This is a genomic window from Streptomyces mutomycini (assembly GCF_001700505.1).
GTDB classification, from domain to species: domain Bacteria; phylum Actinomycetota; class Actinomycetes; order Streptomycetales; family Streptomycetaceae; genus Streptomyces; species Streptomyces mutomycini.
In genome coordinates, this window is sequence record NZ_MAPV01000092.1 from 1 (window position 1) to 15,095 (window position 15,095).

Annotated in this window: 15 protein-coding genes; 7 read left to right on the top strand and 8 right to left on the bottom strand. The window is 71.5% G+C overall.

The annotated features are described in order from the left end of the window. Positions 1-320 precede the first annotated feature (320 nt). The 5 genes from BFF76_RS13760 to BFF76_RS13780 form a co-directional block, all read right to left on the bottom strand. Positions 321-1,442: an acyl-CoA dehydrogenase family protein gene (locus tag BFF76_RS13760; protein ID WP_031090127.1), complete on the bottom strand. Its 1,122-nt coding sequence runs from the start codon at positions 1,440-1,442 to the stop codon at positions 321-323. Continuing rightward, a complete protein-coding gene (locus tag BFF76_RS13765; protein WP_031090125.1) occupies positions 1,439-2,629 on the bottom strand; it encodes an acyl-CoA dehydrogenase family protein in 1,191 nt (396 codons plus the stop codon). The genes BFF76_RS13760 and BFF76_RS13765 overlap by 4 nt, the downstream gene beginning before the upstream one ends. Further along, positions 2,626-3,594: an NADPH:quinone oxidoreductase family protein gene (locus tag BFF76_RS13770; RefSeq protein ID WP_031090123.1), complete on the bottom strand. Its 969-nt coding sequence runs from the start codon at positions 3,592-3,594 to the stop codon at positions 2,626-2,628. Before BFF76_RS13770 ends, BFF76_RS13765 begins: the two co-directional genes overlap by 4 nt. Positions 3,595-3,697: 103 nt before the next feature. Next, positions 3,698-4,297, bottom strand: coding sequence for a helix-turn-helix domain-containing protein (locus BFF76_RS13775; protein ID WP_065848334.1), 600 nt, complete (start codon positions 4,295-4,297; stop codon positions 3,698-3,700). 66 nt (positions 4,298-4,363) lie between these two features. Further along, a complete protein-coding gene (locus tag BFF76_RS13780) occupies positions 4,364-5,095 on the bottom strand; it encodes a PIG-L deacetylase family protein (RefSeq protein ID WP_053928976.1) in 732 nt (243 codons plus the stop codon). Between the two features lie 218 nt (positions 5,096-5,313). Here BFF76_RS13780 and BFF76_RS13785 point away from each other — a divergent pair, with 218 nt between their 5' ends. Further along, a complete protein-coding gene (locus BFF76_RS13785; protein WP_031090117.1) occupies positions 5,314-5,886 on the top strand; it encodes a rhodanese-like domain-containing protein in 573 nt (190 codons plus the stop codon). A 13-nt stretch (positions 5,887-5,899) separates the two neighbouring features. Here the strand turns inward: BFF76_RS13785 and BFF76_RS13790 are convergent, their stop codons facing one another. After that, on the bottom strand, positions 5,900-7,201 hold the full coding sequence (locus BFF76_RS13790) for an alpha/beta fold hydrolase (protein ID WP_031090114.1): 1,302 nt from the start codon (positions 7,199-7,201) through the stop codon (positions 5,900-5,902). A 312-nt stretch (positions 7,202-7,513) separates the two neighbouring features. Between BFF76_RS13790 and BFF76_RS13795 the strand changes: the two genes are divergently transcribed. Then, positions 7,514-8,335 (top strand): aldo/keto reductase, encoded by an 822-nt coding sequence (locus BFF76_RS13795; protein WP_065848301.1) that lies wholly within the window; start codon positions 7,514-7,516, stop codon positions 8,333-8,335. Positions 8,336-8,443: 108 nt separating this feature from the next. On the opposite strand, the gene BFF76_RS13800 is transcribed toward BFF76_RS13795, so the two are convergent. Next, entirely contained in the window at positions 8,444-8,719 is a 276-nt protein-coding gene (locus tag BFF76_RS13800; RefSeq protein WP_031090111.1) for a DUF2087 domain-containing protein, read from the bottom strand. A 129-nt stretch (positions 8,720-8,848) separates the two neighbouring features. On the opposite strand from BFF76_RS13800, the gene BFF76_RS13805 reads away from it, so the two are divergent. The 3 genes from BFF76_RS13805 (at position 8,849) to BFF76_RS13815 (ending at position 12,021) form a co-directional block, all read left to right on the top strand. Further along, the gene (locus BFF76_RS13805) at positions 8,849-9,823 is read left to right on the top strand and encodes an acetylxylan esterase (protein WP_053928973.1); all 975 of its coding nucleotides are present in this window, start codon (positions 8,849-8,851) and stop codon (positions 9,821-9,823) included. Positions 9,824-9,931: 108 nt separating this feature from the next. Next, positions 9,932-11,095, top strand: coding sequence for a Gfo/Idh/MocA family protein (locus BFF76_RS13810; RefSeq protein ID WP_053928972.1), 1,164 nt, complete (start codon positions 9,932-9,934; stop codon positions 11,093-11,095). Continuing rightward, positions 11,092-12,021, top strand: coding sequence for a DUF6807 domain-containing protein (locus BFF76_RS13815; protein WP_031090105.1), 930 nt, complete (start codon positions 11,092-11,094; stop codon positions 12,019-12,021). Before BFF76_RS13810 ends, BFF76_RS13815 begins: the two co-directional genes overlap by 4 nt. 63 nt (positions 12,022-12,084) lie before the next feature. Here BFF76_RS13815 and BFF76_RS13820 read toward each other — a convergent pair whose 3' ends face one another. Next, positions 12,085-12,528, bottom strand: coding sequence for a nitroreductase family deazaflavin-dependent oxidoreductase (locus tag BFF76_RS13820; RefSeq protein WP_065848302.1), 444 nt, complete (start codon positions 12,526-12,528; stop codon positions 12,085-12,087). Between the two features lie 322 nt (positions 12,529-12,850). On the opposite strand from BFF76_RS13820, the gene BFF76_RS13825 reads away from it, so the two are divergent. Both BFF76_RS13825 and BFF76_RS13830 read left to right on the top strand, forming a co-directional pair. Beyond that, a complete protein-coding gene (locus BFF76_RS13825; protein ID WP_065848303.1) occupies positions 12,851-14,212 on the top strand; it encodes an FAD-dependent oxidoreductase in 1,362 nt (453 codons plus the stop codon). A 198-nt stretch (positions 14,213-14,410) separates the two neighbouring features. Then, positions 14,411-15,031 carry an L-threonylcarbamoyladenylate synthase gene (locus tag BFF76_RS13830; protein WP_031090098.1) on the top strand — a complete coding sequence of 207 codons (621 nt, stop codon included), beginning with the start codon at positions 14,411-14,413 and terminating at the stop codon, positions 15,029-15,031. The last annotated feature ends 64 nt before the right edge of the window (positions 15,032-15,095 follow it).

Sequence of the window (15,095 nt, forward strand, 5' to 3'; positions counted from 1 at the left end):
GGGCGTTGCTTCGGCTTCCTGCGCGGGGATGAACGCGCCCGCGACGGCGGTGGCGAGGGCTGTGGTGACGACTCTGCGACGGGTCAGGTATGCCATGGGGTCTCCCTGAGGTGGCCGTAGGGGCGGAGCGGGCGGGGGAACGCGACGAGTATGGAGGTGCGGACGCCCATAAAGGCAGGTACCTGCCAAGAGTTGGAATGGTCGTCGTCCGCGCGTCGGCCGCGCTGCGCCTGCTGTTCCCCCGCTCTCCGCTCCGGACACCGCGGAGCACGACGGGGCGGGGGCGCGTGCTCACACACGCCCCCGCCCCGTGGCCCGCCCTACGGAGCCGGAAGCTCCACCAGCCCGGCCACGGAATCGCGGTGACGTCCCGCGGTGCCGTACGCGATCGAGTCGGCCTTGGCCCGCTTCAGATACAGATGCGCGGGGTGCTCCCAGGTCATTCCGATCCCGCCGTGAAGCTGGACGCACTCCTCCGCCGCGTGCACGGCGACCCCGGAGCAGTATGCCTGCGCCACGGCCACCGCGAGCGGGGCGTCCGGGCTGCCGGCCGCCAGTGCGTCGGCGGCGTTGCGGGCGGCGGCGCGCGCGGAGACGACCTCCAGCCAGAGCTGGGCCATCCGGTGCTTGAGCGACTGGAACGAGCCAACCGGCCTGTTGAACTGGTGGCGTTCGCGGGTGTGCCGGACCGTCTCGGTCAGGCACCACTCGGCCAGTCCGAGCTGCTCGGAGGCGAGCAGTCCGGCACCGGTGAGAAGCCCCGCCCCCACGGCCGCGGCCGAGGGGCCCGCCTCCGCGAGCCGGATACCGGACGCCCCGGACAGGCTGACCGTGGCGAGCGGGCGGGTGAGATCGAGCGGGACGAGCGGCTGCACGGCGACGCCGTCACCGCCGGCTTCCACCGCGTACAGGCCCTCCGCCGTGGGCACCAGCAGCACGTCGGCCGCCTCCGCCTCCGCGACGCCGGTCACGGTCCGCTCAAGGGTGCCCGTCATCGCCGCGGCACCGTCGGCGGGAGCTGTCGCGAACGGCAGGACGAGCACGGCGACCTTGCGCCCCGCGGCCAGCTCACCGAGGAGTTCTACGGCCGGACCGTCCTCGCCGCCCAGCGCGAGAAGGATCTCGGTCGCGACGACGGCGCTTGTCAGGTAGGGCGCCGGGGCGACGCTGCGGCCCAGCTCCTCCAGGACCACGGCGGCTTCGCGGTGGGTGGCGCCCTGGCCGCCGAGCTCCTCCGGGACCAGCAGTCCGGCAGCTCCGATCCCCGAGGCCAGCGATTCCCACAGCCGCAGGTCGTACGGCGTGTCGGACTCGATCCCGGCGAGCACCGTCGGCGCGTCGGCCCGGTCGGCGAGCAGCGAACGCACGGCGGACCGCAGGTCCTCCTCGGCCTGTGAGTAGAGCAGGTCGGGCGCCTGTGCGGGTTCGGTCTGTGCGGTCATCGGGCGAGGTCCTTCCAGGCGACGTCCTTGTCGTTACGCGGCTCGACGGGCAGACCGAGGACGCGCTCGGCGACGATGTTGAGCAGGACCTCGCTCGTACCGCCCTCGATGGAATTGCCCTTGGACCGCAGATAGCGGTAGCCGGCGTCGCGTCCGGTGAAGTCGACGAGTTCCGGGCGACGCATGGTCCAGTCGCTGTACAACAGGCCCTCTTCGCCGAGGAGTTCCACCTCGAGCCCGCTGATCTCCTGGTTGAGGCGGGCGAACGCCAGCTTCATGCCGGAGCCTTCGGGGCCCGGCTGTCCGGCGACGAGCTGCTGGCGCAGCCGCTCACCGGTGAGCCGGGCGACCTCGGCCTCGACCCACAGCGTGAGGAGCCGCTGGTGGAGGTCGTGGGTGCGCAGAGCGGGCTTTTCGCGCCAGGTCTTCGCGACGGTGCCGATCATCCCGCCCTCGCGGGGGATGCGGGCTCCGCCGATGGAGACGCGCTCGTTCATCAGGGTGGTCTGGGCGACCTTCCACCCGTCGCCCACCTGACCGAGGCGCCTGCTGTCCGGAATGCGTACGCCGGTGAGGAAGACCTCGTTGAACTCGGCCTCGCCGGTGATCTGACGCAGCGGCCGCACCTCGACGCCGGGGTCGGTCATGTCGCAGATGAAGTAGCTGATGCCGCGGTGCTTGGGTACGTCGGGGTCCGTACGGGCGATCAGGATCGCCCAGCGGGCCACGTGGGCGCTGGACGTCCAGACCTTCTGCCCGTCGACCACCCAGTCGCCCCCGTCCCTGACCGCGCGCGTGCCGAGCGCGGCGAGGTCGGATCCCGCGCCGGGCTCGCTGAACAGCTGGCACCACACCTCCTCGCCCACCCACAGCGGGCGCAGGAAGCGCTGCTTCTGCTCGTCGGTCCCGAATCCGAGAAGGGTCGGCGCGGCCATGCCGAGGCCGATGCCGATGCGTCGCGGATCGTTGTCGGGAGCTCCGGCGGCGGCGAGTCCGGCGTCGACCACGGGCTGGAGGGAGCGCGGCGCGTCGAGTCCGCCGAGCCCGACGGGGTAGTGCACCCAGGCCAGGCCGGCGTCGAAGCGCGCTTTGAGGAAGTCGGTGCGGCCGGTGGTGGCCGGCGGGTGGGCGGCCAGGAGCTGCTGGGTGAGGCTGCGGATCCGTGCCGCGTCGAGGTCTGCGCTCATCGGGCGCCTCCTGACGGCAGGACGATGATGCGTCCGGTGCTGGTGCCGTCCGCGACGCGCTGAACGGCGCGCGCGGCCTCTTCCATGGGGACACGCTCACTGATCAGCGGCTTGATGACGCCCTGTGCCGCCAGCTTGGTCAGCTCGTCGTGGCAGGCGCGGACGGCGGCGGGGTCCTTGGTGTTGTAGAGACCCCAGTGGAGCCCTGCGATCGAGTAGTTCTTCACCAGGGCGTGGTTCAGGCCGGGCGCGGGGATGGAGCCGCTGGCGAAGCCCACGACGACGACACGCCCCTCGAAGGCGATGCACTTGACGGACTTGGCGTACGCGTCTCCGCCCACCGGGTCGTAGACGACGTCGGCGCCGCGTCCGCCGGTGGCCTCCTTCACCACCGCGACGATGTCCTCGCTGCGGCGGTCGATGACCAGGTCGCAGCCGAGTTCGCGGGCGATGGCGGCCTTCTCCGGTCCGCCGACGACCCCGATGACGGTGGCGCCGGCGGCCTTGCCGAGCTGGACGGCCGCGCTGCCGACACCGCCCGCGGCCGCGTGCACCAGCAGCGTCTCACCGGCCCGCAGGTGTGCGCGCCGGTGCAGTCCGAACCAGCCGGTCTGGTAACCGATGTGCAGTGCGGCGGCCTCGGCGTCGTCGAGGGCGTCGGGGGCCGGCAGCAGGGCCGCCTCCTCCGCGACGACGTACTCGGCGAAGCCGCCCTCCGGGAGCGCGGGGGTGGCCAGCACCCGGCGTCCGTCCTCCGTCTCGCCGCAGATCTCCACACCGGGGGTGAAGGGCAGCGGGGGCCTCACCTGATACTGGCCGCGGCAGAGCAGCGCGTCGGGGAAGTTGATGTTCGCCGCGCGCACCCTGAGCAGTACCTGCCCGCCCCCGGGGGTGGGACGGTCCGTCTCCTCGAGCTCCATCACCTCGCTCGGCTCGCCGTTCCGGTGCACTCGCCATGCCTGCATGAGGGGCCTCCACAACACTGTCGGCATTACCACTGCTCCGCCGCATACTAAGCGGTCGCTTGCCGCTCTGGGAACACCTGGCACGCGTCGGCCCCGGGCCCGTTCACGACCGCTTCGGCTTGGCCCTGACGTGCATCCGCTCCCCCTGCGGCCCGAACAGGCTGAGGAATTCGACCGGCTCGTCGCCGGCGGGGCCGAACCAGTGCGGGAGCCTGGTGTCGAATTCGGCGGCCTCTCCGGGGACCAGGACCAGGTCGTGCTCGGCGAGCTTGAGCCGCAGCCGGCCGCTGAGCACGTACAGCCACTCGTAACCCTCGTGGGTGCGCTGCTCGGGCGCCTCGGTGCAGGACGCCTCCTGCACGACCTTGTACGCCTGGAGACCCCCCGGCCGGGCGGTGAGCGGCAGGGAGGTCTTCGCCCCGTGCACGATGGGCTTCGCCTTGACCCTCGGATCGCCGACCGGTGGGGCCCCCACCAGATCGTCGAGCGGCACCTCATGGGCCCTGGCGATGGGGAGCAGCAGTTCGAGACTGGGGCGCCGGCCGCCGGATTCGAGGCGGGACAGGGTGGAGACGGAGATTCCGGTGACCTCCGAAAGCCCTGCGAGCGTCACGCCCCGGTCCTTGCGCAGCCGCCGGAGCCTCGGGCCGACCCCGGTGAGTACGGCGTCGAGTTCCGGGTCGTCGTGGTTCTGTTCCTTCATGACATCCATTGCAGAATCAGCAATGCCGTTTGTCAATCAGATGCACGGCGGTCCGACGCGGACGGGTCAGCGGGCGAAGACCTCGAAGGTGACGGCCGGGCGGCCGCCGAAGCGCTCGGCGGCCGCCCCGGTGGCGCCGGCGAGGAACGCCCGGCAGTACGCCTCCGGGTCCTCATCCGTCAGCACCTCGATGTAGGTCCGGTGGGCCAGCAGCGACCGGACGGAACGCTCGAAGCCCGGGGTGGCGTCGACCGCGTGGGTGGGCCGGTCGGTACCGGCCACGGCGACCCAGCGCACCCCGTCCCACGGTTCCAGCCCCCGCTCACGCAGTTCGGGGAAGATCCAGCGGTTTCCCGCGTCGCCCGCGGCGTCCAGGGTGGCACGGCCGACCGCGCGGTGGTCCGGCGTGTTCCAGGCGGCGCCGCCCCAGGTGTCGCGGTGGTTGAGAGTGATGAGCAGTTCGGGCCGGTGGCGGCGGATGGCGGCGGCGATGTCACGACGCAGCGCGGTGCCGTACTCGATGACACCGTCCCGGTGATCGAGGAACTCCACCGAGGCGACGCCGACGACAGCGGCACTGTCCCGCTGCTCCCGCTCCCGCAGCGGCGCGCAGACATCGGGGGCGATCGTGTCGATCCCCGCCTCACCACGGGTCGCGAGGAGGTAGGTGACCTCACGCCCCTCGTCGGTCCAGCCGGCCACGGCGGCGGCACAGCCGTACTCCAGGTCGTCGGGGTGGGCCACCACCGCCAGCGCACGGCGCCAGTCCGTGGGCATGGGTTCCAGCTGCTGTGTCATATCCGGCAGGTTATTCGGCGGAGGTAGGCGGATGCGTGCATTCCGGAAGCGGCTCGGGGCAGGGAGCAAGGAGTTGCTCCGGTCGGACGTGCCCGTATGACCACCAGCCGCGCCGCACCGGAGCGCTATACCCCTACGGGTATCATCGTGTCCAGGGCGCCGAGGTGAACATGACCCCGGACCGCTTCCGCTCCGGCGACCGAAAGGAACCCCCGCTCGTGATCAGCCCCGCATCCCTCACCCCCTCCGAGGCCGCAGCCAGGCTGGAGGACTTCACCGTCATCGACGTACGGGCTCCCGGCGAGTACGCCGCCGGGCACGTGCCCGGCGCCCTGAACATTCCGCTCGACCGGCTCCCGGAGGCGGTGCCGGCCCTGAAGTCGGCCTCCGCACGCGGCTCACTGCTCGTGGTGTGCGCCTCCGGTGTGCGGTCCACCAGGGCGTGCGAGATCCTCGCCGACGCAGACATCCAGGCCGCCACCCTGTCCGGCGGGACCTCCGCATGGGAGGGCGACGGACACGGACTGGACCGTCCGGTGGGAGCCCGGGCGACCTGGCCGATGGAGCGCCAGGTGCGCCTCGCCGCCGGTTCCCTCGTGGTGGCCGGCCTGGTGGCGGGCCGGCGTCTGCCGGCGGCGCGGTGGCTCTCGGCAGGCATCGGCGCCGGTCTCGTCTACTCCGCGGTGAGCAACACGTGCGGCATGGCCGCCGCCCTCGCGAAGCTCCCGTACAACCGCGCGCCGCAGTCCGCGGCCGGCCTGGACGCCACGCTCGACGCCCTCCAGGGCTGACGGCTCGATACGGCTAGCGGTCGCTCTCGCCCCGCACGAGGGCGAGCAGCCGGTCCAGGACGTGGGAGCCGCCCGCACGCAAGCCGTCGTGCTCGTACTCGCTGGTGACCCATGTACGCAGGCCGTGGATCGAGGAGGCGGTACGCAGTGCGTGGCCGGTGTCCACGTACATGTCGTCGTGGTAGACGGCGGCGGCCACCGGAACCTCGTTGGCCGCGAGCCGCTCGGCGTCGTACAGGGCGGGCCAGTCCGTCCGGGCGGCGAGCAGCTCCGCCGTCTCGCGCAGGGGGCGCAGCGCGGGGTCGACCTCGAAGTGCCAGGGGTGGATGCTCTCCCCGGTGAAGAGCACGGGGCCCTCTCCGGCCAGTGCGGTGGCGGCGTCGAACTGCGGGAACTCGGCGCGTACGCGTTCGGCCGCCCAGTCCGTGGGCTGCGCGCCCTGGCCGTAGATCGCCTCGTGCACGAGGGCGTAGAGCGGGTGACCCGCGAACGAGGTGGCGGTCCGCATGGCCTCCTGGAAGGCGTCGGAGAGCTCGGCCCCGTGCGGGCCTTCGACGAACGCGTTCTCCAGAAGGTAGTGGAGCTGGTGACTGCCGCTGCCGCCGCCCAGCATGATGCCGAGGGACTGGAATCCCTCGGGTGTCAGCGTGTGCCCGGCGCTGTCCGGGCGGTGCTCGGCGAGGTACGCGGCAATCGCGCGGGCACGGGCGACGTCCTGCGGGTAGCGGGCGTAGTGCGCGGCGACCTTCCGCTCGATGCGCGGATACGCGGCCCTGTAGACGTCGTCGGCGTGCGCGTCCAGGGAGGGCAGGCCGCCGGTGATCAGGACGGCTTCGAGCCCTTCCGGGGCGGCCGACAGATAGCGGACGGCGCAGAAGCCGCCGAAGGACTGCCCCAGGACGGTCCAGGGCGCGCCATCGGTGAGCTGGGGGCGGATCAGTTCGCAGTCACGGACGATGCTGTCGGAGCGGAAGTGGGCGAGGTGGTCGGCCTGCGCGCTCGGGCCGCCGCGCGCCGGCAGGGTCTGCCGGTTGACAGGAGTGGACAGGCCGGTGCCGCGCTGGTCCAGCAGCAGCACGCGGAACTCCCGTACCGCCCGCCCCAGCCACGCCTCCGCACCGACGAAACGGCGGGCGCCGAAGCCGGGTCCGCCTTCCAGATAGACCAGCCAGGGCAGCTGGTCTGCGGCTCTGTCGCTCGCCACGGCCTCGCGGCCGAAGATCTCGATCGTCTCGCCGCCCGGATCGCCGTGGTCGAGCGGGACGGTGAACCGTCGGTCGGTGAAGACGATGCCGGGCTGACGATAGCTGCTCAAGGGAACTCCTGTGTCCGCTGTTTCCCGGACAGTTCAGCACATCACCACAATCCGGCCGCCCGCGGCCCTCACGCACCCGCCCGGGGCTCCTGCCGCGACCGCTGACGGCCGGGCCTTCGGGGGCATCGCCACGTCGGTGCGCGAGCGCGACACGACACCGGGTGGCCCCTCTGCGCCGGGAGAGCCCCTTTGTTGGCACCTTTGTTGGCACCTTTACCTGCGTTTGCAATTAACCCGCGTGCGCAATTATTGTCTACGCAAGTAATCATCGTACGCGGATCCGCCCGGTCCGACCCCACGAGAGGTATCACCATGCCCACGGTCCCCACCGTCACGCTCAACAACGGCGTCACGATTCCGCAGCTCGGTTTCGGTGTCTTCCAGGTCCCCGACGAGACCACCGCCGCGGTCACCAGCGCCCTGGAAGCGGGTTACCGCTCCATCGACACCGCCGCCGTCTACGGCAACGAGGCGGGCGTGGGCCGCGCGCTGGCCGAGGCGGGACTTCCCCGCGAGGAGCTGTTCGTCACGACGAAGCTCTGGAACGCGGACCAGGGGTACGACTCCACGCTCGCCGCCTTCGACGCGAGCCTGGCCCTGCTCGGCCTCGACCATGTGGACCTCTACCTCATCCACTGGCCCACTCCGGCCCGCGACCTCTACACCGAGACCTGGCGTGCCCTGGAGAAGCTGGTGGCCGACGGCCGGATCCGGGCCGCCGGTGTGTCGAACTTCCAGCCCGCGCACCTGCGCCGGCTGCGGGAGGAGAGCTCGCTCGCCCCCGCCGTCAACCAGATCGAGCTGCACCCCGGGCTCCAGCAGAGCGAACTGCGCGCGGTGCACACCGAGCACGGCATCGCCACCGAGGCATGGAGCCCGCTGGCCCAGGGCGCGCTGCTGGACGACGGGGCGCTGCTCTCCCTCGCCGGGCACCACGGAAAGACGCCGGCCCAGGTGGTTCTGCGCTGGCACCTCCAGCTCGGCAACGTCGTGATCCCGAAGTCGGTCGCCCCCGCGCGCATCCGGCAGAACATCGACGTCTTCGACTTCGAGCTCTCGGCCGCCGACATGGAGGTGATCGGAGGCCTGGACCGCGGCATGCGCACGGGCCCCGACCCCGACACCCTCAACTGACCTGCACCGAAGCCCCGTTCGCGGGCAGACGACGCAGCGGCCGAGCCGGGCAGGCACCTTGGGCCTGCCCCGTCGCGTCTCATGAAACCGGCCCGGGCGACCCGCCGGTCACCGCCCGCGCCGGTAGCTGCTGCCGTCCCTGGGCCGCTCCAGCAGGCCGGCGACGACGAGGTACCTGCGCAGGGCGGAGCAGTCCTCGTGCACCGTGAGCAGAGCGTCGTTGACCTCGCGCTCCGTGTAGACGCGGTCCCGCTCGAAGAGCGTGTGCGCGAGGTGCTCCAGCAGCTGCTCTCGGCGGACGGGCCTCCGGGGGATCGCCGTCAGGCGCCCGCCCGAGAAGAGTGCGGCAACCTGGCGCGAAGTGCGGGTTTCGGTGTCGGACATTCCGGCAGCCTCGCAGGGGCGGACCGGACCGGCAACGCTTTTTCCCGCGATGTGAGAGGCGGTTGACGTTCGGGCCGACCGTCGTACGGTGTGACCATTCATTCACCTGATGACTCAAGGCGGTTCCGCATGGCCCTCTTCGACCTGCCTCTCGATGAACTGCACGCCTACCGCAGCCGGTCGGTGGAGCCCGAGGACTTCGACGCATTCTGGTCCGCCACGCTCGACGAGGCGAGAACCCACGATCTGGACGCCCGCTTCGAGCTGCGCGCCGGCACGGGCCTCGTCACGGTCGACGTGTACGACGTGACGTTCGCCGGCTTCGGCGGCCACCCCGTCAAGGGCTGGTTCGTCCTCCCCGCGGGGACCACCGAACCCCTGCCGGTGGTCGTGGAGTTCATCGGGTACGGCGGAGGGCGCAGCCTGCCCCACGCGCACCTGCTCTGGGCCTCGGCCGGAATGGCCCACTTCGTGATGGACACCCGCGGCCAGGGCAGCGGCTGGGCCCCGGGCGACACCGCCGACCCCGTCGGCTCCGGCCCCTCGCTGCCCGGATTCATGACACAGGGCATCGAGGACCCGAGTACGTACTACTACCGCAGGGTGATCACGGACGCGGTGCGCGCGGTGGAGGCGGCACGCTCGCACCCGCTGGCCGACGCGTCCCGGACCGCCGCGATCGGCGCGAGCCAGGGCGGCGGTCTCGCCCTCGCGGCCGGCGGCCTGGTGCCCGACCTGGCGGCCGTCGCGCCGGACGTGCCGTTCCTCTGCGACTTCCCCCGCGCGACCCGGATGACCGACCGCAAGCCATACCGCGAGATCGGCGACTACCTCAAGACGCACCGGGGCCGGGCCGAGCAGACGGAGAGGACACTGGCCTACTTCGACGGGGTGCACTTCGCGGCACGGGGGCGGGCACCCGCGCTGTTCTCCGTGGCCATGGAGGACCTGACCTGCCCGCCGTCCACCGTGTTCGCGGCGTACAACGCGTACGCACACGCCGACAAGGAGATAGAGGTGTACGACTTCAACGACCATGAGGGCGGCGGCCCGTTCCAGCATGCCGTCCAGCTCAGGCGACTGCCGCGGCTGCTGAAGGCCTGACGGACGCGCGCGGCCCGGACCCCTTGACCCGCCTCCCGCCGGAGCCTAGGTTTCCCGGGAGAAAGCGCTTGCTGTCAGGTGGGCGCCTCTGTCTTTCCAGCCGAAGGGGTGTTTGTCACGGCCAGCAATCCTTCGCACCGGGAGCCGGTGCGGGTCGCGATCGTCGGTACGGGTGCGATCGCGCGTGGCAGTCATCTGCCCGCGCTGACCGCACTCGCCGCCGGGGAGCCCCTGGAGATCGTCGCCGCGGTCGATGTCGACGAGGCGTCGGTCGCGGCGTTCTGCACCGATGCGGGGATCGCACACCCGTACACCGACCTCGGTCTCATGCTCGCCGAGCAGCGCCCGGACCTGGTCACCCTCGCGACCCCGCCCCGCTTCCACCGCGACCAGACCGTGGCCGCGCTGCGCGCCGGGGCGTGGGTGTGGTGCGAGAAGCCGCCCTGCCCGTCACTGGAGGACTTCGACGCGATCGAGGCGGCCGAGGGCCCTGACGGTGACGGCCCGTACGCGGCGATCGTGTTCCAGCACCGCTTCGGCTCGGGAGCCCGGCACGTCCGGGAACTGCTCGCCGGACGGGCCATGGGCCGGCCGCTGGTGGCCCACTGCCAGACGACCTGGTTCAGGGACGCGGCGTACTACTCCGCTCCCTGGCGTGGCACGTGGAGCAGCGAGGGCGGCGGTCCCACGATGGGGCACGGCATCCATCAGATGGATCTGCTGCTCGACCTGCTGGGCCCGTGGGCGGAGATCCGCGCGATGGCGGGGCGGCTGGTGCACGACGTCGAGACGGAGGACGTCTCCACCGCGCTCATCCGTTTCGAGAACGGTGCGATGGCCACCGTGGTGAACAGCGTGCTCAGCCCGGACGAGGTCAGCCGGATCCGGATCGACTGCGAGCGGGCGACCGTCGAGCTCACCCATCTGTACGGGCATCGCAACGCGGACTGGAGGATCACACCGGCCCCCGGAGTCACGTCCGAAGAGGCCGACGCCTGGCGGGACTTCGGGCCTGATGTGCCCAGCTCGCACGAGGCTCAGCTGAAGGGTCTGCTGGCGGACCTGCGGGCCGGACGCCGGCCGCGGAGCAGCGGCGCGGACGGCCGCAAGAGCCTCGAACTGGTCGCCGCGCTGTACAGGGCGGCCTTCACGGGGTCCACCGTACGGGCGGGCGGGATCGGGCCCGGCGATCCGTACTACGGCGCGCTGCACGGCGGTGCCCCCGGCTGGGCACCGGAAAGCCGGGAACAGCCTGCGGAGGTCCCGGCATGACCCGGGCCGTGGAGCTCACCCACCGGCACGGCGACCACCTCTCCGTCACCGCGACCGGGAGCGGAGTGGAACTGCTGCGCTACGTCTACCGGGCCGAGGACGCCTGGGAGTCCCCGAAGCCTTACATCCACCCTCTGCGCACACTGTCCGGGCACGTGGTGACCGGGTACCGGCCCAACGACCACCGCTGGCACAAGGGTCTGCAGATGACCGCCTCGCACCTGTCGGGCGCGAATCTGTGGGGCGGCAACAGCTATGTGCACGGCGAGGGGTATCTCGCCCTGCCGGAACGCGTCGGGTCCATGGCGCACACCGGTTTCGACGAGGTGTCGGTGCGCGACGACGGGGTCAGCTTCTCGGAACGGCTGACGTGGCATCCGTACGACGGGGAGCTCTGGGCCGAGGAGATCCGCCGTGTCGAGGTGCACGATGTCGATGCCGTGACCGGCAGCTGGGCGCTGACGTGGTCGTCCGCGGTCACCAACCGGCGCGGGGAGCCGCTGCGGTTCGGCAGTCCGACGACGCACGGCCGGCCGGCCGCGGGGTACACCGGCCTGTTCTGGCGCGGGCCGCGCGCCTTCCGGGACGGACGGATCATCGCCCCGGACGCCGAGGGGCCGGAGATGATGGGGCAGCAGGCGCCCTGGCTCGCGTACAGCGGTGAGCACGACGGGACGGACGGGCACGCGACGCTGGTCTTCGTCCACTCCCCCGAGAACGACCACACCGGCGCGGACGGCACGCATCCGGCCCACTGGTTCGTGCGCAGTTCCCCCTTCGCGGCTGTCGCTCCGTCCCTCGCCTTCCACCAGGAGCTTCCGCTCGCCCCGGGGGCGACCCTGACCCGCCGCTACCGGGTGCTGGTGGCCGACGGAGCCTGGGACCGCGACCGGATCGCCTCCGCGGTCGACGGGCTCGCCTGGTAGCGGACCGGCCCCGGGTAGGTGCTTCCCCCGCATGCTCCGGCCGGTCCGCCCCTGGCTGCGGCCTCAGGCCTTCGGGGCTGCGGAGAGCACGAAGACCGGGATCTCCCGGTCGGTCTTGGTCTGGTAGTCGGCGTAGTCGGGGAACGCCTCCACGGCCCGGCCCCACCAAAGAGCCTTCTCCTCGCCCGTGACCTCGCGGGCGACCATGTCGCGGAGCGTCGTCCCGTCCCGCAGCTCCACCCGCGGGTCGGCCTGCACGTTGTAGTACCAGACGGGATGCTTGGGGGCCCCGCCGAGCGAGGCGACCACGGCGTACTCCCCGTCGTGCTCGACCCGCATGAGCGGGGTCTTGCGGAGCTTGCCGCTCTTGGCTCCGCGCGTCGTCAGAAGGATGACGGGCATGCCGCGCAGGGTGGTCCCCTGCGTACCGCCGGAGCTCTCGATGAGCTCGACCTGCTCACGGACCCACGTCGTCGGGCTCGGCTCGTACTCGCCCTCGATCGGCATGGCACATGTCCTCTCGTCGGAGTGCTGCGGTCGTGTGCCCATCATGGCTCCGCCGTGGTCAGGGAGCCTGCAGGGACACCGGCGTACAGCCTGCCCACCACTCGCCGTCTCATTCCCCGGACACGCGTGAGACGGCCGACGCCGGATCCGCCCGGGGAATCCAGTCCATTACAGGGCGATACGTCCATTTATTTCCGAAATATCCACCCGCCCCGCCCCGTGAGTCTGCGGGCGCAGGCCGTACCGTGGGGGCAGCGGAGTAAGCCAAGCCTTACCCCGCTGCACTCTGCCCTTGCTCGTCCGCCCTAAGGAACAACACTCCATGACACGCCCCGTCCGCGTCGCCATCGTCGGAGCCGGTCCCGCCGGAATCTACGCAGCGGACGCGCTTCTCAAGTCCGAGGCCGCCCAGGAGCCGGGCGTATCGATCGACCTGTTCGAGCGCATGCCCGCTCCCTTCGGCCTGATCCGGTACGGAGTGGCTCCGGACCACCCGCGGATCAAGGGCATCGTCAAGGCTCTGCACCAGGTCCTGGACAAGCCGCAGCTGCGGCTGTTCGGCAACGTCGACTACCCGGGCGACATCGGCCTGGACGACCTGCGGTCCTTCTACGACGCAGTGATCTTCTCCACCGGCGCCGACGCCGACCGCGCCCTCGACATACCCGGCATAGAGCTCGAGGGCTCCTACGGCGCGGCCGACTTCGTCGCCTGGTACGACGGGCACCCGGAGGTCCCGCGCACCTGGCCGCTGGAGGCGGAGAAGGTCGCCGTGCTGGGCGTCGGCAACGTGGCCCTGGACGTGGCGCGCATCCTCGCCAAGACGGCGGACGAACTGCTCCCGACCGAGATCCCCGCGAACGTCCACGACGGGCTCAAGGCGAACAAGGCGCTGGAGGTGCACGTCTTCGGACGGCGCGGGCCGGCCCAGGCGAAGTTCAGCCCGATGGAGCTGCGCGAGCTGGACCACTCGCCGAACATCGAGGTCATCGTCAACCCCGAGGACATCGACTACGACGAGGGCTCGATCGCGACCCGGCGGGAGAACAAGCAGGCCAACATGGTGGCCTCGACGCTCGAGAAGTGGGCGATCCGGGACGTGGGCGAGCGCCCGCACAAGCTGTTCCTGCACTTCTTCGAGTCCCCGGTGGAGGTCGTCGGCGAGGACGGCCGCGTCGTCGCCCTGCGGACCGAGCGTACGGAGCTGGACGGCACGGGCAACGTCAAGGGCACGGGGCGCCACACGGACTGGGACGTGCAGAGCGTCTACCGCGCGGTCGGCTACTACTCGGAGGAGCTCCCGAAGCTGCCGTTCGACGTGGTCTCCGGCACCGTCCCGCACGCGGCCGGGCGGGTGCTGACCGGTGACGAGCCGATGCCCTCGGTGTACGTCACCGGGTGGATCAAGCGCGGTCCGATCGGCCTGATCGGACACACCAAGGGCGACGCGAACGAGACCGTGGCCTGCCTGCTGGAGGACCACGCCGCCGGACGGCTGCCGGTCCCCGAGCAGCCCGGACCCGACGCGGTCGTGGACTTCCTGGAGCAGCGCGGTGTCCGGTACACCACCAAGGAGGGCTGGCACCGCCTGGACGCCCACGAGCAGGCGCTCGGAGCCGAGCAGGGCCGTGAGCGCATCAAGGTCGTCGAGCGCGCGGCGATGCTGGACGCGTCCGGAGCCTGACAGCCGGTCAGGCACCGCGCCCCCGGGGCCCCTCGTCGAGGCGGGCCCCGGGGGCGCGGTGCTCTCCGGAAGCCGGAAGCCGGGCCCTGGCAGACGGCGCGGGCGTCCGCGGGTTCATGACCGTACCGCGGACGGTGCCACACCGTTCCGGCACGTGGTGAGCGGAAGGCCTGTGCCTTCAGGCCGTAGACTCGCCGAATGGCCAAGTACTTCGACGTGCACCCCGAGAACCCGCAGCGCCGCACCATCACCAACGTGGCCGAGAGCATCCGGTCCGGCGCCCTCGTCGCCTATCCGACCGACTCCTGTTACGCCCTGGGATGCCAGCTGGGCAGCCGCGACGGGATCGACCGCATCCGCTCGATCCGCAACCTCGACGACCGCCACCACTTCACCCTGGTGTGCCAGAACTTCGCGCAGCTCGGCCAGTTCGTCCAGGTCGACAACGACGTCTTCCGCACCATCAAGGCGGCGACGCCCGGGAGTTACACCTTCATCCTTCCCGCCACCAAAGAGGTGCCGCGACAGTTGCTCCACCCGAAGAAGAAGACCGTCGGCGTCCGGATCCCGGATCACACCGTGACACAGGCGCTCCTGGCCGAGCTCGGTGAGCCGCTGCTGTCCAGCACGCTGCTCCTGCCGGACGAGGAGGAGCCGCTGACGCAGGGCTGGGAGATCAAGGAGCGCCTCGACCATGTGGTGGACGTCGTGCTCGACTCCGGCGACTGCGGGACCGAGCCGACCACCGTCATCGACTTCTCGGGTGGCGAGCTGGAGGTCGTACGCCGGGGAGCCGGAGACCTGACCCGGTTCGAGTAGGACACCGCCCCGCACGGTCACTCCGCGCTCCCGGCGCCCTCGCTGAGATGCGCGCACCCCCGGG

Coding starts and splice junctions, on each gene's coding strand:
- BFF76_RS13800 (WP_031090111.1), bottom strand. CDS start 8,719: ATGTCCGACACCGAAACCCGCACTTCGCGCCAGGTTGCCGCACTCTTC.
- BFF76_RS13815 (WP_031090105.1), top strand. CDS start 11,092: ATGACCCGGGCCGTGGAGCTCACCCACCGGCACGGCGACCACCTCTCC.
- BFF76_RS13830 (WP_031090098.1), top strand. CDS start 14,411: ATGGCCAAGTACTTCGACGTGCACCCCGAGAACCCGCAGCGCCGCACC.
- BFF76_RS13775 (WP_065848334.1), bottom strand. CDS start 4,297: ATGAAGGAACAGAACCACGACGACCCGGAACTCGACGCCGTACTCACC.
- BFF76_RS13780 (WP_053928976.1), bottom strand. CDS start 5,095: ATGACACAGCAGCTGGAACCCATGCCCACGGACTGGCGCCGTGCGCTG.
- BFF76_RS13765 (WP_031090125.1), bottom strand. CDS start 2,629: ATGAGCGCAGACCTCGACGCGGCACGGATCCGCAGCCTCACCCAGCAG.
- BFF76_RS13825 (WP_065848303.1), top strand. CDS start 12,851: ATGACACGCCCCGTCCGCGTCGCCATCGTCGGAGCCGGTCCCGCCGGA.
- BFF76_RS13770 (WP_031090123.1), bottom strand. CDS start 3,594: ATGCAGGCATGGCGAGTGCACCGGAACGGCGAGCCGAGCGAGGTGATG.
- BFF76_RS13795 (WP_065848301.1), top strand. CDS start 7,514: ATGCCCACGGTCCCCACCGTCACGCTCAACAACGGCGTCACGATTCCG.
- BFF76_RS13805 (WP_053928973.1), top strand. CDS start 8,849: ATGGCCCTCTTCGACCTGCCTCTCGATGAACTGCACGCCTACCGCAGC.
- BFF76_RS13760 (WP_031090127.1), bottom strand. CDS start 1,442: ATGACCGCACAGACCGAACCCGCACAGGCGCCCGACCTGCTCTACTCA.
- BFF76_RS13820 (WP_065848302.1), bottom strand. CDS start 12,528: ATGCCGATCGAGGGCGAGTACGAGCCGAGCCCGACGACGTGGGTCCGT.